Origin of the sequence: Streptomyces siamensis, from assembly GCF_039543605.1 — a bacterium.
Lineage (GTDB): Bacteria > Actinomycetota > Actinomycetes > Streptomycetales > Streptomycetaceae > Streptomyces > Streptomyces siamensis.
This window is the reverse complement of record NZ_BAABKB010000002.1, coordinates 1,191,364-1,211,726: the sequence shown is the minus strand read 5'-3', so window position 1 is coordinate 1,211,726 and position 20,363 is coordinate 1,191,364. Positions and strand designations below refer to the sequence as shown.

Sequence of the window (20,363 nt, the reverse complement as noted above, 5' to 3'; positions counted from 1 at the left end):
ACCGAGCGCATTCTTTGCCGACAACTCACATGCAGTGATGCGGCTCTGACACTACGTTGCGTGAAGGTCACGCCAATTCGGGCATCATGCCCGGACGTTACACATGGGGCGTACGTGGCCTATGAGTCTTAGGCCGCAGATGGTCAGCCGCGCGAAAGACGCTTGAGGAGCACCGCGGAGGCCACCGGCCGGGCACCCGCCTTCGCGATGCCGTCGGCCACCTCGCGGTCGGTCGAGACCACGATGACCGGCCGCCCCGGAGGCTCCGCACGGACCAGCTGACGGATCAACTCGTCGGCGGTGACACCGGGCTTGGAGAACAGCACCCGTACCCCGCGCGGCGGCGCGAGCAGCACCGGCGCGGCCAGTTCGGCCCCGTCGAAGACACAGGTCACCTCGGAGCCGGTCTGCGCGGCGAGCTGCGAGAGCTGCCCGAGGAGCCGCAGCCGCTGCTTCTCCAGCGGCATCTGCGGATAGCCCGTCTTGGTGACGTTGTAGCCGTCGACGACCAAATGCGCCTGCGGCAGCGCGAGCAGCTGGTCGAGGATCGCGGGGTCGTTCTCGGACAGCGCGCGAGCGGCGATGTCCTTTGGTGTCATTCGTCCCGGTTCGACCGCGTCGACGGTCTCCGCCGGCCGCACCGACACGGGCGGCAGGGCGAGTTCGCGCCGCAGCCCCTGGGCGGCGTCCAGCACCGTGTCGAGGAGCAGGCGCACCCGCATGTCCTCGACGCTGCGGCCCTCACGCGCCGCCCGCCGTGTCGCCTCCAGATTGGCCTCGACCTCGCCGAGGCGCGCCTTGAGTCGCCGGGCCTCGCTGTCGGAGGCGGACACCTGGGCCTGCGCCTCCGCCCGTACGCCGTCCATCTCGCCCTGGAGCTTGCGCAGGGCCGCCTCGCCGCGCTTGACGTCACTGAGGGCCCCGCGCAGCTTGCGATGAAGCGATTCCGCTTCCTTCTTCGCCGACTCCACCTCCGCGCGCAGCCGTTCCGTCTCGGCCCTGGTCTGACCGCGGGCCTCGGCGAGCTCCGCCCGCAGCCGCTCCAGCTCGGCCCGGGTCTCCTCGTCGGCGCGCTCGGCGTCCGCCCGCAGGGCCTCCTCGCCGGCGGCGGTCACCAGCTTCACCCAGCCCGTGGGGCGCAGCACATAGGCCGCGGCCGCCACGTCCAGCGGATCCGCGGCCGGGGGCGGCGCGCCCGAGTCGAGGGCACCGGCGATCTCCGGCTGCGCCTCTCTCAGCTTCTCGGCGATGCGCTGTCTGAACAGCGTGTCCGTCTCCAGGGCCGCCGCCATGGCGTTCCCGGCGAACTTGGCCCGCCGATTGGGGGCGAACCGCGCATACTGCCGCAACTGGGCGGGCAGTTCACCGACGGTCAGCCCGCCGAAGCCGTCGGAGACGATCTGCACGACGCGGCGGCGCACGCCGTCGGGCAGCGGGCGGTCGAGCACCTCAGCGGCGCCGTCGTCCGGCTCCCCGCCTGTGGTCTCCACCATCCGTCACCCCAATGTCTGTGGGGCCCGCTCCCTCAGGAGCCGGCGCCCGGCCTGTCCACCAGTTCCACCTGGTCCACCGCGTTGCACCAGCGGCACCGGACCGACTCGATGGTCTCACTGACCACCTCGCGCTCCTCGACCTTCGGCTCACCGGCCAGGTCGAGGTGCACATACTCGACGACCTTCGACGAGCGGGTCACGTCGAAACGCGTGAGGTTGCCGCAGAGAGTGCAGCGCCAGCGCGTCTTGGCGTCCGGCAGGGGAACCGTCATGAGGCAGTCCGCTTCCTTCTAGTGTCCGTCCAGCGCCAGTCTCCCGGTGCATGTGGCTCGTAACCCTACGGCCTGGCGGCTCCCCGACGCTCCGCCGTCCACCGCGGCGAGGCGGTCTGTGTTCATCCGTCCCGTTACGCCATGCTCTGCACCATGATCAGCAAATGGAGTACGACGGTCGGCAGAGCAGTTCGGGGTCAGTCGGCGCCGGTGACGTACGGGCTGATCGCCCTGTGCTGTCTGATCTTCGTGATCGGCCCGGCGTCGGGCCTCAACCCGGTCTACGGCACCGGGGACGCGCTGGCCGCCGCGCAGCGGGCCTACTTCCGGCGTTGGGGCGTGGTCCCCGGCGATCTGTTCGACGGTGCCGCGCGCGAGGCGTTGACCCCCGCCACGGCCCTTTTCATCCACGGCAGTTGGCTCCATCTCCTGGGCAACATGCTCTTCTTCTTCGTCTTCGGGCTGATGGCCGAGGAACGCATGGGGCATGTGCAGTTCGCCCTCTTCTACGTGGGCTGCGGCTATCTCGCGCTCCTCGGCTACGCCGCGGCCAACGCGGAGTCGCAGCAGTCCCTGGTCGGCGCCTCCGGGGCGATCTCCGCGGTGCTCGGCGCGTTCCTGTACCTGTTCCCCACGGCCCGGGTGACCAGTCTCCTGCCGTTCCTCTTCTTCCTGCCGCTGCGTTTCCCGGCCTGGGTGGTACTGCCCTTCTGGGTGATCCTCCAGTGGCTGGCGGCGAGCCAGGACGACGGCGGCCCCGGGGTCGCCTATCTGGCCCATCTGGTGGGCTTCACACTGGGCTTCGGCTACGTGTGGCTGCGGTTCGGCCGGACGGCCGCCGGGCCCGCCGAGGGGACCCCGCCCCCGGCGGCGGCCCGGCCGCACGGCGGACCCCCGGCGCGGCGACCGGGCAGGTTGGACCGCGAGTAGGGTGAGAGCCTCAGCAGCGGCCCCCGAGGGAGAGAACCAGCCGTGATCACCGCGATCGTCCTCATCAAGACCAGCGTGGACCGGATCCCCGAGATCGCCGAGTCGATCGCCGCGCTGGATTCCGTCAGCGAGGTCTTCTCCGTCACGGGTACGTACGACCTGATCGCGATGGTCCGGGTGCAGGCCCACGACGACCTGGCGGACGTCATCCCCGGCAAGATCAGCAAGATCCCGGGCGTCGAGGCCACGGACACGCACGTCGCGTTCCGCACCTACTCGCAGCACGACCTGGAGGCGGCGTTCGCGATCGGGCTCGACTCCTGATCGTGTGACCTCGGTGCGAAGGGCCGCCCGGTCGCCGGGCGGCCTTTTGACGAGAACCCCGCTCAGACCGCGGGCACGCAGCGGCCGTCCTCCGTGCGGTACCGCCACTTCGCGCCGTCCCGCACGAGCTCCTTCACCGCGGTGACGAAGCGCTCGACGTGCTCGTCGGGGGTACCCGCGCCGAAGCTGACGCGGATCGCGTTGAGGGACTTCTCGCCGGGCGCGGCCTCCGGGGCCCCGCACTCCCCCTGGGTCTGCGGGTCGCTGCCGAGCAGGGTCCTGACCAGCGGGTGGGCGCAGAAGAGGCCGTCACGGACACCGATGCCGTACTCGGCGGAGAGCGCCGCGGCGAAGTGCGAGCTGTTCCAGCCCTCGACGACGAAGGAGATCACACCGACGCGCGCGGCGTCGTCGCCGAAGAGCGAGAGCACCCGTACCTCGGGTACGCCGGCGAGACCGGCGCGGACCGTGTCGATCAGGTGCCGCTCGCGGGCGACCAGCGTGTCGAAGCCGGCCTCGGTGAGTGCCTTGCAGGCGGACGCGATCGCGTAGGCGCCGATGACGTTCGGCGAACCGGCCTCGTGCCGCGCGGCGGTGTCGTGCCACTCCACGTCCACACCGCCGTCCTCGCGCCGCGACACCTTGCGGCTCGCGCCGCCGCCCGCCAGGTACGGGTCGGCCTCCCGAAGCCAGTCGGCGCGGCCCGCGAGGACGCCGGCGCCGAAGGGCGCGTACAGCTTGTGCCCGGAGAAGACGACCCAGTCGACATCGAGGTCCCGCACCGACACCGGGTGGTGCGGGGCCAGCTGCGCGGCGTCCAGCACGATGCGCGCGCCGTGGGCGTGCGCGGCGGCGGCCAGTTCGCGCACCGGCCAGAGCTCGCCGGTGACGTTCGAGGCGCCGGTGACGCAGACCAGGGCCGGGCCATAGGGGCCTCCCCTGCTCGAGCGCAGCCGAGAGCTTGGGGAAGGGTCGCGGTCGGCGAGCGCCCGCTCCAGCGTCGCGACCGCCTGCTCGGGGGTGCGCGGGGCGTTCAGGTACGTGACGCGCGCGTCCCGCCAGGGCAGCAGCGAGGCGTGGTGCTCGGTCTCGAAGACGAAGACCTGGCAGTCGGCCGGAAGGGTGGCGGCGAGCAGGTTGAGCGAGTCGGTGGTGGAGCGGGTGAAGACGAGCTGGTCGTCGGAGCGGCAGTCGAGGAATTCGGCGACCGTCCGGCGGGCGTTCTCGAACAGGTCGGTGGACAGCTGCGAGAGGTAGCCGGCCCCGCGGTGCACGCTGCCGTAGTACGGGGCGTACGCGGCGACGTCGTCCCACACCCGCTGGAGGGCGGGGGCGCTGGCGGCGTAGTCGAGCGCGGCGTAGGTGACCTCGCCGCCCGTCACGAGGGGGACGGTGACATCTCGCCCGAGAACGGCCAGAGGGGCACAAACGGACTGGTCGGCGGCAACGGTGGTGACAGACATGGCGAGCTCCTGTGAGAGGCAGGCGGAATCACCGCGCGGCCGGTACACGGAGGTACGGCTCGACGCGGGAAAAGGTGAAAGGGGTACGCGGAGGCGGGGCTCGACGCCCTATCGCATTCGCTTGCTCACAGAAGGCTCCCTCGAACGACCAGGACCCCTGGTGACACGAGGGGTCCGCGCTTGCCGTAGACCTCGCTGCCTACGGCCTGGTCTTCACCCGGGGCACCCCGCCACGGACGGAGGGTTGCCGGACAGCCGGCCGGGGCCTGATGGCTGTCGCTCATGACCTGGTACAGCATCTTGCCAGAAGATCTTCGACGTGCAAGGCGCAGTCCAGGATCCGGACTGCGCCCTGTGTCACATCGGGTACGGACGGCGGCGGTCAGGCGTTGCTGACCCGCACCCACCGGTCGAGGGCCCGCTTCGCGGCCCCCGAGTCGATCGACTCGGCCGCCTGCGCCATGGCGGCACGGATCTGCTCCGTCAGCGGCGCGTCGCCCGGCGAGAGCGCCACCAGCGCCGCCGCCGAGTTCAGCAGGACCGCGTCCCGCACGGGACCGCGCTCGCCGTTCAGCAGCCGTCGCGCGACGTCCGCGTTGTACGAGGCGTCGGCGCCGCGCAGGGCCTCCACCGGGACGAGCTCGATCCCGACGTCGCGCGGGTCGAAGCGCTCCTCGGTCACCTTGCCGTCGCGCACGACCCAGACGCGCGACGTCGACGTCGTGGTCAGCTCGTCGAGTCCGTCGTCGCCGCGGAAGACCAGTGAGGAGTTGCCCCGCTCGGCGAAGACACCGGCCACGATGGGCGCCATGCGCGGGTCCGCCACACCGACGGCCTGGGCCTTCACCCGTGCCGGGTTGGTCAGCGGGCCGAGGATGTTGAACGTCGTCCGGATCCCCAGCTGGCCGCGCGCGGCGGCCACGTGACGCAGCGCCGGATGGAACTTCACGGCGAAGCAGAGGGTGATCCCGGCCTCCTCGGCCACCTCGGCGACCCGCTTCGGCGTCAGTTCCAGATTGACGCCGAGCTTCTCCAGGACGTCCGAGGCGCCCGAGGCCGACGACGCGGCCCGGTTGCCGTGCTTGACGACCTTGGCCCCGGTCCCGGCGACCACGATCGCGGACATCGTGGAGATGTTCACCGTCTTCGCGCCGTCGCCGCCCGTCCCGACGATGTCCACCGCCGGGCCCGGCACCTCGATCACGTTGGCGTGCTCGTACATCGTCCGGACGAGTCCGGAGATCTCCTCGACCGTCTCGCCCTTGGCACGCAGCGCCACCGCGAAGCCCGCGATCTGCGCGTCCGTCGCCTCGCCGCGCATGATGCGGTCCATCGCCCACGCCGTGTCGTCGGCGCTCTGGTCGCGGCCGTCGAGCAGGCCGTTCAGTACCTCGGGCCAGGAACGGCCCGCCGCGATGTCGCCTCCAGCGGGGGTCACAGCACTCATATGCCGCTCCTGGGTTCGTAGACACGTACAAAAGGCGGGTACGCACGCACGTACCGGCAGGCTCCACCCTATCCAGCCCGGAGGACGGCAAAGAGCCCCGTCCATGCAATGGACGGGGCTCCAGCCGTGGCGATCAGCAGGGTCGGTAGGTGATCAGTGGTGGCCGTGGCCGCTCGTGATCTCCTTGTACTCCTCGACCGTGGGCTTGGGGATCTGGTTGTCCTCCCCGTAGTAGCCCTTGCTCAGCTTGGCGCGCAGCCGTTCCGGGCCGCTGACCTTGCGCTCGACACCGTTCTCGTCGACCGTCGGGCCGATCTCGGCCGGCTTGTACTGCTCGTGCGCGGTGAGCGTGTGCAGCGCGTCCTGGCTGAGCGGCTCGTGGACCTCGATGAACTCACCGTGCGGCAGGCGCTTGATGATGCCCGACTCGCGGCCGTGCAGCACCTTGTCCCGGTCGCGGCGCTGGAGGCCGAGGCAGATCCGCTTGGTGGCGAGGAAGACCAGCACCGGCACGACGAAGAACGCGATCCGGACGAACCAGGTGATCGAGTTGATCGACAGGTGGAAGTGCGTGGCCCAGAGGTCGTTGCCACCACCGACGAGCAGGACGAAGTACCAGCTGATCCAGGCGGCACCGAACGCGGTCCGGGTCGGGACGTTGCGCGGGCGGTCCAGGATGTGGTGCTCGCGCTTGTCGCCGGTGACCCAGGACTCGATGAACGGGTAGACCGCGATCGCGACCAGGACCAGCGGGAAGATGATCAGCGGGATGAACACGCCCAGGACGAGCGTGTGACCCCAGAAGTTGATCTCCCAGCCGGGCATGACACGGATCAGACCCTCGGAGAAGCCCATGTACCAGTCGGGCTGGGCGCCCGTGGACACCTGGTCCGGACGGTACGGGCCCAGGGACCAGATCGGGTTGATCGAGGCGATCGCCGCGATGGCCGCGATGACACCGAAGACCAGGAAGAAGAAGCCTCCGGCCTTGGCCATGTAGACCGGCAGCAGCGGCATGCCGACGACGTTGTTGTTCGTCTTGCCGGGGCCCGCGAACTGCGTGTGCTTGTGGTAGAAGACCAGGATCAGGTGGCCGACGACCAGGCCGAGCATGATGCCCGGCAGCAGCAGCACGTGCACCGAGTAGAAGCGGGCCACGAAGTCGCCGCCCGGGAACTCGCCGCCGAAGAGGAAGAACGACAGGTACGTGCCGACGATCGGCACGGACAGGATCGCGCCCTCCATGAAGCGGACACCGGTGCCGGAGAGCAGGTCGTCCGGGAGCGAGTAGCCGGTGAAGCCGGTGAACATGCCCAGGACGAACAGCAGGAATCCGAAGACCCAGTTGACCTCACGGGGCTTGCGGAACGCACCCGTGAAGAACACGCGCATCATGTGCACGAACATGCCGGCGAGGAAGATCAGCGCCGCCCAGTGGTGGATCTGCCGGATCAGCAGACCACCGCGCACATCGAAGGAGATGTGCATGGTCGAGTTGAACGCCTCGGACATCAGCTGGCCCTGCAGCGGGACGTAGCTGCCGTGGTACTCCACCTCGTTCATCGACGGGTGGAAAAACAGCGTCAGGTACACACCCGTGAGGATGATGATGATGAAGCTGTAGAGGCAGACCTCACCCAACATGAACGACCAGTGGTCGGGGAAGATCTTGCGCATGTTGGCCTTGGCCAGGGAGTAGATCCCCAGGCGGCCGTCGGCCCAGTCGGCTACCCGCTCACCCGCGGGCGCCTTCTCGCGCGAGCGCGAGTCGGAGGTCGTGGTAGTGCTCATCCGCGCTCCCAGAATGCAGGACCGACGGGCTCTTCGAAGTCGCCGAGCGCCTCGAGGTAGCCCTCGTCGTTCACGCCGATGCGCAGCTGCGGCAGGGCGTGACCGGCCGGGCCGAAGATGACTCGGGCACCGTCGGAGAGGTCGAAGGTGGACTGGTGGCACGGGCAGAGGACGTGGTGCGTCTGCTGCTCGTACAGGGAGATCGGGCAACCGACGTGGGTGCAGATCTTCGAGTAGGCCACGATGCCCTCGTGGGACCACTCGAGTTCCTGCTTGTCCTTGATGTTCTCCGGCTGGAGCCGGACGATCATCAGGGCCGCCTTGGCGATCTCCTTCTGGAAGTCCTCGTCGTGCTCCTCCAGGCCCTCGGGCTTGGCGAAGGTGAGCGAGCCGACGGCGACGTCCGAGGGACGCAGCGGCTCGTTCGTGTTCATGTTGACGAGCAGCTTGCCCTTGGACCACAGCGTGTGGCGGAGCTTGGTGCCGGGCAGCGGACCGAGGTCGCGCAGCAGCACCACACCGGAGAGCGGGAACAGGGCCAGCGCGCCGAACATCGTGTTGCGGATCAGCTTGCGGCGGCCGAGCGCGGACTCCTTGGCGCCCTGCTTGAAGTCGGCCAGGACCTTGGCCCTGACCTCGGGCTCCGCCGTGATCGGGTGGCGCTCGTCGATGATCTCGACGTCGGACATCAGGGTGCGGGCCCAGTGGACCGCGCCCGCGCCGATCGTGAACAGCGCCACGCCGAGGGTCAGACCGAGCGCGAAGTTCATCGCGCTGACGTGCCCGATCGGGAAGACGTAGATCGACTTGTCGCTCGGGATCGTCACGTACGACGCGATGAAGCCGGCGGTCGCCAGCATCGACAGCGTGAACAGGAAGGCGACCGTACGCTCGGACCGCCTGGCGGCCCGCTCGTCGATGTCCTGGATGCGGTGCTCGTGGGGCGGCAGGCCCGGGTCCGCGAACGGGTTCGTCTCGTCCGCGAGGGCTACCGTGCCGGGAGCGTGCTCGTCGGCGTCCTGCGCAGCGGGCAGGTTCTCTTCTGGAATGTCTTGGCTACTCATGACTTCTTGGCCTTTGCGGTCCGAGCGGCGACCCAGACGGCGACGGCGATCAGCGCGCCGAGACCGAACACCCAGCCGAACAGGCCCTCACTGACCGGCCCGAGGCCACCCAGTTCGAGGCCGCCGGGGCTCTCGGTGTCGTCACCGTTGACCGCGTCGAGGTACGCGATGATGTCCTGCTTGTTCTTCGTCGACAGCGTCGTGTCGGGGAAGGAAGGCATGTTCTGCGGGCCGGTCTGCATGGCCTCGTAGATGTGCTTCGGGTCGACACCTTCCAGGCTGGGCGCGAACTTGCCGTGGGTCAGCGCGCCGCCCTTGCCGGTGAAGTTGTGGCACTGGGCGCAGTTGGTGCGGAAGAGCTCGCCACCCGCGGCGATGTCCGCCCCCTCGGGGCTGACCTGGTTCTTGGTCGGGATCGCGGGACCGGCGCCGAGCGAAGCGATGTACGCCGCCAGCTGGTCGATCTCGGCCTGCGAGTAGATGACCTTCTTCTTCGGGATCTGCGCGCCCGGCTGCTGGGCCGGCATACGGCCGGTGCCGACCTGGAAGTCGACCGCCGCGGCGCCGACGCCCACGAGGCTCGGCCCGTCGGTGGTGCCCTGACCGCCGGTGCCGTGGCAGCTTGCGCAGCCCACGGCGTAGAGCTTCTTGCCCTCGTCGATGGCGAGGGACTGGGCGGTTTCATCGGCCTGCGCCTTGCCCGCGGGTGCGAACGCGGCGTACAGCCCCCCGGTGGCCGCCAGCGCGAGGAGTAGGACGACGACCGCCGCCAGCGGATGGCGTCGTCGTGCGGAGAGCTTTTTCACGGATTACCCCGGTGTCAGGATCTTCTGCGTCGATGCTTCTGGATGTGTCGGGCGGTGGGCCCGGCTACTTGATCATGTAGATCGTGGCGAAGAGGCCGATCCAGACGACATCGACGAAGTGCCAGTAGTAGGACACGACGATGGCGGCGGTCGCCTGCTCATGGGTGAACCTCCGGGCCGCGTAGGTGCGGCCGAGGACCAGCAGGAAGGCGATCAGGCCGCCCGTCACGTGCAGTCCGTGGAAACCGGTGGTCAGGTAGAACACCGAGCCGTACGGGTCGGAGGAGAGCGAGAGCCCGTCCTTCTTGACCAGCTCGGTGTACTCGAAGACCTGACCGCCGATGAAGATCGCACCCATGATGAAGGTGACGACGAACCACATCCGGAGCTTCTTCACGTCCCCGCGCTCGGCGGCGAAGACGCCGAGCTGGCAGGTCAGAGAGGAGAGCACCAGGATCGTGGTGTTCGTCGCGGAGAACGGGAAGTTCAGGCTGGACGCCATTTCCTTCCAGTGCTCCGGCCCGGTCACCGATCGCAGGGTGAAGTACATCGCGAAGAGGGCCGCGAAGAACATCAGCTCGGAACTCAGCCAGATGATGGTTCCGACGCTGGTGAGGTTCGGCCGATTGACCGACGGGTGCGCGTGCCCGGTTTCTACTGTCGTTGCTGTCGCCACGACCGACATTATGTCGGTCGCTTATCCCGCCCTCACCCCGGGGGGTGCCGTTCGGAGTGTTGATGGGGTGTGTCCAGCCCATATGGCCCATCGAAGGCCTGTCCGAACCGGTGTTGACGAGGTGTTCAAGGGAGTAGCATCCGCGCATCGGGGCCTGAGCGATCAGCCCGACCGCTTCATGTCCGTACGACGCCGACGTCTCGGAGGAAGAATGCAGCCGACCGCCACGGTGCTGGTCTACAGCGACGACTCCAACACCCGCGAACAGGTGCGGCTCGCAACCGGGCGCAGGCCCGCTCCCGACGTACCCGCCGTCGAGTTCGTGGAGTGCGCGACGCCGGCCGCCGTCGTCCGCGAGCTCGACAAGGGCGGCATCGACGTCTGTGTGCTGGACGGCGAGGCCGTGCCGATGGGCGGCATGGGTCTGTGCCGGCAGATCAAGGACGAGGTCTTCAACTGCCCGCCCGTGCTCGTGCTGATCGGCCGGCCCCAGGACGCCTGGCTGGCCACGTGGAGCCGCGCGGAGGCGGCCGTGACCCATCCGGTGGACCCGGTGGAGTTTGCGGCCTCGCTGGCCTCCCTGCTGCGCCGTAAGGCTCTTCTGGGCGCCTGAGAGGCGGGCTCCCGCCCGGCGCCCGGACGTCACACGGACTCTGGGCGCAGGCGGGCCTTCTCCGCCGGAGCGGGGGCATCGGGGGTGCCGCCCACGACGGCGCTTCCCTCGCGCCACTTCTTCCAGGGCATGTTCCAGTCGCCGAAGCCGTTGCCGAACGGGTCCATCGTCGCCCCGTTGGAGTTCTTGACCTGCACGATGTCGCCCTCGCGGACATGGTCGAAGAACCACTCGGCGTTGCTGGTGCTCATGCCGGTGCAGCCGTGGCTGACGTTGGCGTATCCCTGGTCGCCCACGGACCAGGGCGCGGCGTGCACGTACTCGCCGCTCCAGGTGACCCGGGTGGCGTAGTAGACGGGCAGGTCGTAGGAGTCGGCGCTGTCCTCGGCGATGCCGACGGTGGTGCCGCGCATCCGTACGAAGTACTGCTTCTCCAGCACCACCTTGACACCGTTGCGGGTCTCGAAGCCGGGCTTGCCGGTGGTGACCGGGATCTGGTTGATCTGCCGGCCGTTGCGGTAGACCGTCATGGAGTGCGCCGCGGCGTCCGTGACGGCGACGAGCTTGTCGCCGGTGGTGAGTTTCAGCGCCTTGGCGTTGCCGCCCCACAGACGGTCGCCGATCCGGATGCCCGCCAGGTTGCTGTGCGCCTGGATCGTGGCGTGGACGGGCCAGTACTCCTTGGGGCGGTAGTGCAGCGTCTTGTCGTCCACCCAGTGCCAGGCGCCCTCCACGGCGGGGATCGAGTCGACCTTGAGGGCCCGCTCGACGACCGTGCGGGCCGCCTTGTCCTTGACGGGGACGCTGAGTTCGGCCGTGACGGGCTGCCCCACCCCGTACGTGCCCTCCTTCGGGCCGAACTTCACGTCCACGTGCTGCTTCGTGGTGGGCGTGGTGGTGTCGAACTCGAAGGTCTTGCGGCCCTGGGCGCCGTCCTCGTCCTCGGTGCTCACGCGCACCGTGTAGTGGGCGCCTGCGGCCAGCGGGGAGGTGCTGTGCCAGCGGCTGCCGTCGGCGGCGAGTTCACCCACGACGTAGCGTCCTGACGCGTCCGTGGCCGTGACGTCGGTGATCTGCTCGTCGTCGTCCTCGGCGGTGATTTCCAGAGGCTTGTCCGGGTCGATCTTCGCGGCCTTCTTGCCGTCGCCGGATACACCGTTGAAGGAGATCAGTCCCGCCGCGTCGTACGGCTTCGCCGAGAGCGGGTGGCCGTCGGAGCAGGCGGTGACGCCGGCGCCGAGGGCGACCACCAGGGCGGTGCAGCCGATGACCGTGCGGATGCGCGGAGAGTGGTTCATGGGCCCACGCTATGAACGACCGTCAACTGCTGCGCGGCGGGTGACCCGTGCGGGGGACGGCTACCGGCAAACGAGGGAGCCCGGACCCTCCTTGCGGAAAGTCCGGGCTCCCGGGTGATCTGCGCGCCTACTGGGTGCGGTTCTCACCGTGGTAGTACTCGAAGACCCAGCCCCACAGGCCGATCATGATGATCGGGGCCGAGAAGTACAGCAGCCACCAGCCGAAGACGACGCCCATGAAGGCGAGCGCGCCACCGACACCGAGCGCGAGCGGCTGCCAGCTGTGCGGGCTGAAGAAGCCCACCTCGCCGGCCTCGTCCGCGACGTCGGCCTCCTTGTTGTCCTGGGCCATCTGGTCGACCCGCCGGGCCGTGAAGGCCAGGTAGTAGCCGATCATGATGCTCAGGCCGAAGCCCAGGAAGAGCGCCGTGGTACCGGCCGGCTCCTTCGACCACACGCCATAGACGATCGCCATGACGAGGATGAAGAGGGCCAGCCAGATGAACATCTTGCCTTGGACCTTCACTTGCCGGCCTCCTTGCCACCAGACAGAGCCGACGTACCGTGACCGGCGTTCTCGAGCTGGTCGAGAGCGGCGATCTCCGGGTGGTGCAGGTCGAACGCCGGGGATTCACTGCGGATCCGCGGCAGGGTGAGGAAGTTGTGCCGCGGCGGCGGGCAGGACGTCGCCCACTCCAGCGAACGGCCGTAGCCCCACGGGTCGTCGACGCCGACCGGCTTGCCGTACTTGGCCGTCTTCCACACGTTGTAGAGGAACGGCAGGATCGACAGGCCGAGCAGGAACGAGCTGATCGTCGAGATCGTGTTCAGCGCGGTGAAGCCGTCGGCCGCGAGGTAGTCCGCGTAACGACGCGGCATGCCCTCGGCACCCAGCCAGTGCTGCACCAGGAACGTGCCGTGGAAGCCGACGAAGAGCGTCCAGAAGGTGATCTTGCCGAGGCGCTCGTCGAGCATCTTGCCGGTCATCTTCGGCCACCAGAAGTGGAAGCCGGAGAACATCGCGAACACCACGGTGCCGAAGACGACGTAGTGGAAGTGCGCCACCACGAAGTACGAGTCGGAGACGTGGAAGTCCATCGGCGGCGAGGCCAGGATGACGCCGGTCAGACCACCGAAGGTGAAGGTGATCAGGAAGCCGACGGCCCAGAGCATCGGTGTCTCGAAGGACAAGGAGCCCTTCCACATCGTTCCGATCCAGTTGAAGAACTTCACACCCGTCGGAACGGCGATGAGGAACGTCATGAAGGAGAAGAACGGGAGCAGTACACCGCCGGTGACGTACATGTGGTGGGCCCACACCGTCACGGACAGACCGGCGATCGCGATGGTCGCGCCGATCAGGCCCATGTAACCGAACATCGGCTTGCGCGAGAACACCGGGATGACCTCGGAGATGATTCCGAAGAACGGCAGCGCGATGATGTACACCTCTGGATGGCCGAAGAACCAGAAGAGGTGTTGCCAGAGCAAGGCTCCGCCGTTTGCCGCGTCGAAGACATGCGCACCGAATTTACGGTCCGCCTCCAGCGCGAACAGGGCCGCCGCGAGGACGGGGAAGGCCAGCAGCACCAGCACCGCGGTGAGCAGCACGTTCCACACGAAGATCGGCATGCGGAACATCGTCATGCCCGGAGCGCGCATGCAGATGATGGTGGTGATGAAGTTGACCGCGCCGAGGATGGTGCCGAAGCCGGAGAAGGCCAGACCCATGATCCACATGTCGGCGCCGATGCCCGGCGAGCGGACCGCGTCCGACAGCGGCGAGTAGGCGAACCAGCCGAAGTCGGCCGCGCCCTGCGGGGTGAGGAAGCCACCCACCGCGATCGTCGAGCCGAAGAGGTACAGCCAGTAGGCGAACATGTTCAGCCGCGGGAACGCCACGTCGGGCGCGCCGATCTGCAGCGGCATGATCCAGTTCGTGAAACCGGCGAACAGCGGCGTCGCGAACATCAGCAGCATGATCGTGCCGTGCATCGTGAACGCCTGGTTGAACTGCTCGTTCGACATGATCTGCAGACCGGGCCGGGCGAGCTCGGCGCGCATCAGCAGCGCCATGACGCCGCCGATGCAGAAGAACGCGAACGACGTCACCAGATACAGCGTGCCGATCGTCTTGTGGTCGGTGGTGGTGAGCCACTTGACCACGACGTTGCCGGGCTGCTTGCGCCGGACCGGTACCTCGTTCTCGTACGAGTCCTCGGTCTCGGCGGCACCCTGAGGTTCGTTGAGGATGCTCACAGGTTGTTCGTCTCCCGGTTCTTCTCGTGGCCCGTCTGCTCAATGCCGGCCGGGACGTAACCGGTCTGACCCTTCGCCGCGAGCTCCTTGAGGTGGGCCTCGTAGCGCTCGGGGGAGACGACCTTCACGTTGAAGAGCATCCGGGAGTGGTCGACGCCGCAGAGTTCGGCGCACTTGCCCAGGAAGGTGCCCTCCTTGTTGGGGGTCACCTGGAAGGCATTGGTGTGGCCCGGAATGACGTCCTGCTTCATCAGGAACGGCACCACCCAGAAGGAGTGGATGACGTCACGCGAGGTGAGGACGAAGCGGACCGTCTTGCCCTTGGGGAGCCAGAGGGTCGGGCCGGGGTTGTTCGTCTGGGGGTTCCGCGTGCCGGGCGTGCCGACGTCGTAGACACCGCCGGCGTTCGCCGGGAAGTCCGCCTTGAACCGGTCCGGAATCGCGGCCAGGTTCGGGTCGGTCTTCGCGTCACCGGTCGAGCCGGGTACGTCCGCGACGTAGTTGAAGCCCCAGCTCCACTGGAAGCCGACCACGTTGACCGTGATGTCGGGCTTCGGCTTGAGGCTGAGGAGCTTCGTCTCGTCGCGGGCGGTGAAGTAGAACAACACCGAGACGATGATGAGCGGGACCACGGTGTACAGCGCCTCGATGGGCATGTTGTACCGGGTCTGGGGAGGAACTTCGACCTTGGTGCGGCTGCGCCGGTGGAAGAAAGCACTCCACAGGATCAGGCCCCACACCAGCACGCCTACGGCGAGCGCCGCCGCCCAGGAACCCTGCCACAGGGAGAGGATCCGGGGAGCCTCTTCCGTGGTCGGGGTGGGCATACCAAGGCGGGGGAAGTCTTCCCAGTTGTACGAGCAACCGGTGGCTGTCGCCAGGACCAGGCCCGCAGTCATTGCCTGCAGCAGCTTCCGCCGCATCGGGCGCCGCGGCGAGCGGTCGGAGCCGTTGGGACTCACGTAGCGCCTTCCCGAGAGTCTCGCCCGCGCTACTGGCTGCGGCCTTCTCGCTGGTCGGTCGCCGCCCTGCGTCGGGCAGGGGTTTGGATGTTTATGCGGACCAAACCCTACTGGACGCTATTTGGGGTCGCGCGGGGAGGGTCCCTAACGCGCCGGGGGTCACCCCGAAGGGGGTGGGATGACCCGTGGGGTCTGGTTTCTGACGGGAGATCGGGCCGTCCCGGCGGTCCGTTTCGTCCGCTGGGTCCCGGCCGTGGGCCGGCGGGCGCCGCCCGCGCTCTTCCCCGCACCCGTGCCGCCCGCGGGGAAGTTCTAACGTTGCCGTGTGTCCTACTTCGATGCCGCCTCCGCCGCTCCCCTCCATCCCGTTGCCCGTCAGGCGCTGTTGGCCTCCCTCGACGAGGGCTGGGCCGATCCGTCCCGGCTGTACCGGGAGGGGCGCAGGGCCCGGATGCTGCTGGACGCGGCGCGCGAGGCGACTGCGGAGGCCGTGGGGTGCAGGCCCGACGAGCTGGTGTTCACGCCGTCCGGGACACGGGCCGTGCACACCGGCGTCGCGGGGGCGCTGGCCGGTCGGAGGCGGATCGGAAACCACCTGATCGTGTCATCCGTCGAACATTCCTCGGTGCTCCATTCGGCAGACATGTTCGAAGCGGGAGGCGGATCGGTCACCCAGGTGCCGGTGCTGCGGACGGGCGCGGTGACGGTCGAGTCGTACGAGGAGGCGCTGCGGCCGGACACCGCGCTGGCGTGCCTCCAGTCCGCCAACCACGAGGTGGGGACCGAACAGCCGGTGGCGGCGGTGGCGGAGGCGTGCCGGGCGGCGGGGGTGCCGCTGCTCGTGGACGCGGCGCAGTCGCTGGGGTGGGGGCCCGTCGAGGGCGGCTGGTCGGTGCTGACCGGGAGTGCCCACAAGTGGGGCGGGCCGTCCGGCGTCGGCGTGCTCGTCGTGCGCAAGGGAGTGCGGTTCGCGGCCCAAGGCCCCGTGGACGAAAGGGAGTCGGGGCGGGCCGCCGGTTTCGAGAACCTCCCGGCGATCGTCGCCGCGGCGGCCTCCCTGCGGGCGGTGCGGGCCGAGGCGGCCCAGGAGGCGGAGCGGCTGCGGGAGCTGACGGAACGGATCCGGGCGCGGGTTCCGCAGCTGGTGCCGGACGTGGAGGTGGTCGGCGACCCGGACCGGCGGCTGCCCGGGATCGTCACCTTCTCCTGTCTCTATGTCGATGGGGAGGCGCTGCTGCACGCCCTGGACCAGGAGGGTTTCTCCGTCTCGTCCGGATCGTCCTGCACGAGCAGCACGCTGACGCCGAGCCATGTGCTGCGGGCGATGGGCGTGCTGACCGAGGGGAACGTGCGGGTGTCGCTGCCCGCGGGGGTGGCCGAGGAGGACGTCGAACGCTTCCTGTCGGTGCTGCCGCGGACGGTGGCCGGGGTGCGGGAGAAGCTGGGGGCGCCCGCCCCGACGACGGTGGTGCGGGCCGAGGAACTGGTCGTGGACGCCCTCGGCAAGCGCTGCCCGATCCCCGTCATCGAGCTGGCGAAGGTCATCGGGGACGTGCCGGTGGGCGGCACGGTACGGGTGCTCTCGGACGACGAGGCGGCCCGGCTGGACATCCCGGCGTGGTGCGAGATGCGGGAACAGGAGTACGTCGGGGAGGAGCCGGCGGACCGGGGCTCGGCCTATGTGGTCCGCCGGCTGTCCTGACTAGGCGAGGTGCGCCTGGACCTCGGCGGCGGCCTCGTGGCCGTAGGCCTTGGTGAAGCGGTCCATGAAGTGGACGCGGCGCAGCTGGTACTCCTGCGTGCCGACGGTCTCGATGACCAGCGTCGCCAGCATGCAGCCGATCTGGGCGGCGCGCTCCAGCGAGACGCCCCAGGCGAGACCGGAGAGGAAGCCGGCCCGGAAGGCGTCGCCGACGCCCGTCGGGTCGGCCTTGCGCTCCTCTTCGGGGCAGCCGACCTCGATCGTCGCCTCGCCGGCCCGCTCGATGCGCACGCCCTGCGCGCCGAGGGTCGTCACCCGGTGGCCGACCTTGCCGAGGATCTCCTCGTCGGTCCAGCCCGTCTTGGACTCGATGAGCCCCTTCTCGTACTCGTTGGAGAAGAGGTAGGTCGCCCCGTCCAGCAGTATCCGGATCTCCTCGCCGTCCATGCGGGCGATCTGCTGGGAGAAGTCGGCCGCGAAGGGGATCCCGCGCGAGCGGCACTCCTCGGTGTGGCGGAGCATCCCCTCGGGGTCGTCCGCGCCGATCAGGACGAGGTCGAGGCCGCCGACCCGGTCCGCCACGGCCTTGAGCTCGATGAGCCGGGCCTCGCTCATCGCGCCCGTGTAGAAGGAGCCGATCTGGTTGTGGTCGGCGTCGGTGGTGCACACGAAGCGCGCGGTGTGCAGGACCTCGGAGATGCGGACCGAACCGGTGTCGACGCCGTGCCGGTCCAGCCAGGCGCGGTACTCGTCGAAGTCGGAGCCCGCGGCCCCGACCAGGATCGGCCGGGTGCCGAGCTGGCCCATGCCGAAGGCGATGTTCGCGCCGACCCCGCCCCGGCGCACGTCGAGGTTGTCGACGAGGAAGGAGAGGGAGACCGTGTGCAGCTGGTCGGCGACGAGCTGGTCGGCGAACCTGCCGGGGAAGGTCATGAGGTGGTCGGTGGCGATGGAGCCGGTGACTGCGATACGCACGGCTGGGACACGCTCCTGCGAGGGAATGGAAGGAGGGCGCGCGAAGCGCTCTTCGGAAGAGGGTCGTGGGTGACGACTGCGTTGACAGTTCACGCTACCCGGTCGGGGCGCGCCCGCTGAAGCGGGCAAAACTACCCGATAGTAGATCTTTCTTCGTGACGGCATCGGTGCATACGGTTCCGGTATGACGAACCTCAAGGTCCACGGCCCCGCCCCGCTCGGCCCGGTGAGTGAACTCGAAGGCGATCTGGCGACGCTGCGCGGCGACTGCGCCCGGATGGCCCGGCACTGGTCCGCCCCCGCCACCGCGGCCGCCCGCCCGGTCTCCCCCGCGCTCATCCACGGGATCACGGTGCCGCCCGCCTCCGCACGGCTGCTGGACGCGATGTCCGACTACGGCGACTGATCCCTTCCACGCGACCGGGCGCCGCCGAACAGGTGAATTTCGGAGGGCGCCCGCAGGGAACCGCACGCTCCCCCGGCGCGTCCCATCGCTGTCCCCCGTAAAGGGGATGCGGTATACGACCCACCAGAGCCCGTTTTTGACAGGGCCGGGTCATGGGACAGCAGCAGAGCCGAAGGAGCGATGCGGTGAGCACCGAGCGACCCGACAACGACGCGACCCCTCCCGTCGAGGGTCCTGCCGAGGGTCCCGCCGAGGACACGGAGCCGGGCGGCCCGCGCGCCCGGCGAACCCCCGTGGTCATCGCCTCGGTCGCGGCCGCGGTGCTGCTCGTCGGGGGCGGCGGCGCGTACTTCGCGGCGACCGCGTCCGGCGGCGCGAGCGGTCGGGATTCCGGGGCCCCCGGGGGTGACGGCACTCCCCCGCCGCTCGCCCTGGACGGCTACTCGGAGGGAGTCGCGAGCGGCTCGGGATCCGACGGCGGCACCAACGGCATCGCGCCCGGCGAACCGAACCCCTACGGCGTGACCTACCGCGCGGACGGCGAGCTGCCCGGCGGGCCGGACTCGGCGCCCGTGTACTGGGCGAAGGGCGAGGTGACCGGTGCCGAGGTGGCCCGGCTCGCGAAGGCCCTCGGCCTGAAGGGCACGCCGAGGCTTGCCGGCGACGTCTGGAAGGTCGGCGTCACCAAGGACGCCGGCGAGCCCCACCTCCAGGTGAACCGGGCGGCGCCCGGGACCTGGACGTACAGCTCGTTCGTCCCAGGGACCGACAACTGTCCCAAGGGCAAGCGCTGTGTACCGGTCGGCTCCGGCGGTCTGGCCGGGATGCGTCCGGGGGCGGTGAGCGAGGAGGAGGCCAAGAAGGCGGCCGCTCCGGTGCTGAAGGCCGTCGGGCAGGACGACGCGAAGCTGGACGCGACCCAGCTCATGAACGACGACCGGGTGCGCGTCGTGAACGCGGACCCGAAGGTCGGCGGGCTTCCCACGTACGGCTGGACCACCGGGCTCCAGATCGGTTCCGAGGGCACGGTGGTCAGCGGCAGCGGACAGCTGAAGGCGCCGGTGAAGGGCGACACCTACCCGGTCCTCGGGGCGCAGAAGACCCTCGACCTGATGAACGGCGGTTCGGCGGAGGCACCGGGCGGCGGGCGGAAGGGCATCGGCGGCTGCGCCAGCCCCGTACCGCTCAAGGACCGCGACGAGAAGCCGTGCGAGCACGCGACGACGCTGCCGGCGACGCAGTCGACGACCGTCGAGAAGGCCGTCTTCGGGCTGGCGGCGCGCGTCGCGGACGGACGGCAGGCGCTGGTGCCGTCCTGGCTGTTCGAGGTGCGGACGCAGGGGGCGCACGACACCTTCACGGTGACGCATCCGGCGGTCGAGCCGCGGTATCTGGCCTCGCCCGCGCCGTCCGGCGGGCCGACCGGGCAGCCGAGTCCCACGCCGACGCCGCGGGGCGACGAGCCGACCTCGGCGCCGGCCACCCGTGACGTCGCGGTGGAGGGCTACACCGTCGACGGCAAGGACCTGACGGTCAGCTTCACGGGCGGGGTGTGCGCCGACTACGCGGTGTCGGCGAGCGAGAGCTCCGACAAGGTGACCGTGAAGGTCACCGAGACGCCCTGGAAGGGCAAGGTCTGCATCCTCATCGCCAAGATCTACCAGAAGACGGTGCACCTGGACGCGCCGCTCGGCGATCGCGAGGTCGTGGGGACGGACGGCAAGCGCATCCCGGAGGGGAAGGTCACCGTGCCGGAGGTTTCCGGAGCCGGGTCCGCGGTGCCCCGGTAGGGGGTGTCGACGGCTCCGGACACACGAAGGCGGCGTCCCTGTCGGAGGGGGACGCCGCCTTCGTACGTGTCCGGACACCGGGTCCGGTGCGG

Annotated in this window: 19 protein-coding genes and 1 riboswitch; of the genes, 6 read left to right on the top strand and 13 right to left on the bottom strand. The window is 69.4% G+C overall.

Annotated features, from left to right (window positions below):
* Positions 1–143: 143 nt before the first annotated feature.
* Both ABEB03_RS08090 and ABEB03_RS08085 read right to left on the bottom strand, forming a co-directional pair.
* Entirely contained in the window at positions 144–1,493 is a 1,350-nt protein-coding gene (locus ABEB03_RS08090) for an NYN domain-containing protein (RefSeq protein WP_345643513.1), read from the bottom strand.
* A 32-nt stretch (positions 1,494–1,525) separates the two neighbouring features.
* A complete protein-coding gene (locus tag ABEB03_RS08085; RefSeq protein WP_037624014.1) occupies positions 1,526–1,765 on the bottom strand; it encodes a hypothetical protein in 240 nt (79 codons plus the stop codon).
* Between the two features lie 153 nt (positions 1,766–1,918).
* Between ABEB03_RS08085 and ABEB03_RS08080 the strand changes: the two genes are divergently transcribed.
* On the top strand, positions 1,919–2,695 hold the full coding sequence (locus tag ABEB03_RS08080) for a rhomboid family intramembrane serine protease (RefSeq protein WP_345643503.1): 777 nt from the start codon (positions 1,919–1,921) through the stop codon (positions 2,693–2,695).
* Between the two features lie 42 nt (positions 2,696–2,737).
* Complete coding sequence (locus ABEB03_RS08075; RefSeq protein ID WP_028803252.1) at positions 2,738–3,019, top strand: Lrp/AsnC family transcriptional regulator; 282 nt, start codon at positions 2,738–2,740, stop codon at positions 3,017–3,019.
* 62 nt (positions 3,020–3,081) lie between these two features.
* On the opposite strand, the gene ABEB03_RS08070 is transcribed toward ABEB03_RS08075, so the two are convergent.
* From ABEB03_RS08070 to ctaE, 6 genes are all read right to left on the bottom strand, one after another.
* The gene (locus tag ABEB03_RS08070) at positions 3,082–4,482 is read right to left on the bottom strand and encodes an aminotransferase class V-fold PLP-dependent enzyme (protein ID WP_345643499.1); all 1,401 of its coding nucleotides are present in this window, start codon (positions 4,480–4,482) and stop codon (positions 3,082–3,084) included.
* 171 nt (positions 4,483–4,653) lie between these two features.
* Positions 4,654–4,770, bottom strand: a riboswitch (SAM riboswitch).
* A gap of 94 nt (positions 4,771–4,864) precedes the next feature.
* Positions 4,865–5,929, bottom strand: coding sequence for an anthranilate phosphoribosyltransferase (trpD, locus tag ABEB03_RS08065; protein ID WP_345643496.1), 1,065 nt, complete (start codon positions 5,927–5,929; stop codon positions 4,865–4,867).
* A gap of 153 nt (positions 5,930–6,082) precedes the next feature.
* The gene (qcrB, locus tag ABEB03_RS08060) at positions 6,083–7,720 is read right to left on the bottom strand and encodes a cytochrome bc1 complex cytochrome b subunit (RefSeq protein ID WP_345643493.1); all 1,638 of its coding nucleotides are present in this window, start codon (positions 7,718–7,720) and stop codon (positions 6,083–6,085) included.
* Positions 7,717–8,784: a cytochrome bc1 complex Rieske iron-sulfur subunit gene (gene qcrA, locus ABEB03_RS08055; protein ID WP_345643490.1), complete on the bottom strand. Its 1,068-nt coding sequence runs from the start codon at positions 8,782–8,784 to the stop codon at positions 7,717–7,719. The genes qcrB and qcrA overlap by 4 nt, the downstream gene beginning before the upstream one ends.
* Positions 8,781–9,590, bottom strand: coding sequence for a cytochrome bc1 complex diheme cytochrome c subunit (gene qcrC, locus ABEB03_RS08050; RefSeq protein ID WP_345643487.1), 810 nt, complete (start codon positions 9,588–9,590; stop codon positions 8,781–8,783). The genes qcrA and qcrC overlap by 4 nt, the downstream gene beginning before the upstream one ends.
* 64 nt (positions 9,591–9,654) lie before the next feature.
* Positions 9,655–10,275, bottom strand: a complete 621-nt coding sequence (ctaE, locus tag ABEB03_RS08045; RefSeq protein ID WP_028803258.1) for an aa3-type cytochrome oxidase subunit III — start codon at positions 10,273–10,275, stop codon at positions 9,655–9,657.
* 202 nt (positions 10,276–10,477) lie between these two features.
* On the opposite strand from ctaE, the gene ABEB03_RS08040 reads away from it, so the two are divergent.
* Positions 10,478–10,879, top strand: a complete 402-nt coding sequence (locus tag ABEB03_RS08040) for a response regulator (RefSeq protein ID WP_095933790.1) — start codon at positions 10,478–10,480, stop codon at positions 10,877–10,879.
* A gap of 29 nt (positions 10,880–10,908) precedes the next feature.
* Here ABEB03_RS08040 and ABEB03_RS08035 read toward each other — a convergent pair whose 3' ends face one another.
* From ABEB03_RS08035 to ctaC, 4 genes are all read right to left on the bottom strand, one after another.
* Positions 10,909–12,177, bottom strand: a complete 1,269-nt coding sequence (locus ABEB03_RS08035; protein ID WP_345643480.1) for a L,D-transpeptidase — start codon at positions 12,175–12,177, stop codon at positions 10,909–10,911.
* Positions 12,178–12,304: 127 nt separating this feature from the next.
* Positions 12,305–12,703: a cytochrome c oxidase subunit 4 gene (locus ABEB03_RS08030; RefSeq protein WP_095933792.1), complete on the bottom strand. Its 399-nt coding sequence runs from the start codon at positions 12,701–12,703 to the stop codon at positions 12,305–12,307.
* Positions 12,700–14,436 carry an aa3-type cytochrome oxidase subunit I gene (gene ctaD / locus ABEB03_RS08025; RefSeq protein ID WP_345643474.1) on the bottom strand — a complete coding sequence of 579 codons (1,737 nt, stop codon included), beginning with the start codon at positions 14,434–14,436 and terminating at the stop codon, positions 12,700–12,702. The genes ABEB03_RS08030 and ctaD overlap by 4 nt, the downstream gene beginning before the upstream one ends.
* Positions 14,433–15,398 carry an aa3-type cytochrome oxidase subunit II gene (gene ctaC, locus ABEB03_RS08020; protein WP_345643469.1) on the bottom strand — a complete coding sequence of 322 codons (966 nt, stop codon included), beginning with the start codon at positions 15,396–15,398 and terminating at the stop codon, positions 14,433–14,435. Before ctaC ends, ctaD begins: the two co-directional genes overlap by 4 nt.
* A 325-nt stretch (positions 15,399–15,723) precedes the next feature.
* Here ctaC and ABEB03_RS08015 point away from each other — a divergent pair, with 325 nt between their 5' ends.
* Positions 15,724–17,100: a cysteine desulfurase/sulfurtransferase TusA family protein gene (locus ABEB03_RS08015; RefSeq protein ID WP_345643466.1), complete on the top strand. Its 1,377-nt coding sequence runs from the start codon at positions 15,724–15,726 to the stop codon at positions 17,098–17,100.
* On the opposite strand, the gene ABEB03_RS08010 is transcribed toward ABEB03_RS08015, so the two are convergent.
* Positions 17,101–18,075, bottom strand: coding sequence for a carbohydrate kinase family protein (locus ABEB03_RS08010; protein WP_345643463.1), 975 nt, complete (start codon positions 18,073–18,075; stop codon positions 17,101–17,103). It lies immediately after the preceding gene.
* A gap of 184 nt (positions 18,076–18,259) precedes the next feature.
* On the opposite strand from ABEB03_RS08010, the gene ABEB03_RS08005 reads away from it, so the two are divergent.
* Complete coding sequence (locus ABEB03_RS08005) at positions 18,260–18,481, top strand: hypothetical protein (protein ID WP_345643460.1); 222 nt, start codon at positions 18,260–18,262, stop codon at positions 18,479–18,481.
* A 185-nt stretch (positions 18,482–18,666) separates the two neighbouring features.
* On the top strand, positions 18,667–20,271 hold the full coding sequence (locus tag ABEB03_RS08000; protein WP_345643457.1) for a hypothetical protein: 1,605 nt from the start codon (positions 18,667–18,669) through the stop codon (positions 20,269–20,271).
* Positions 20,272–20,363 lie beyond the last annotated feature (92 nt).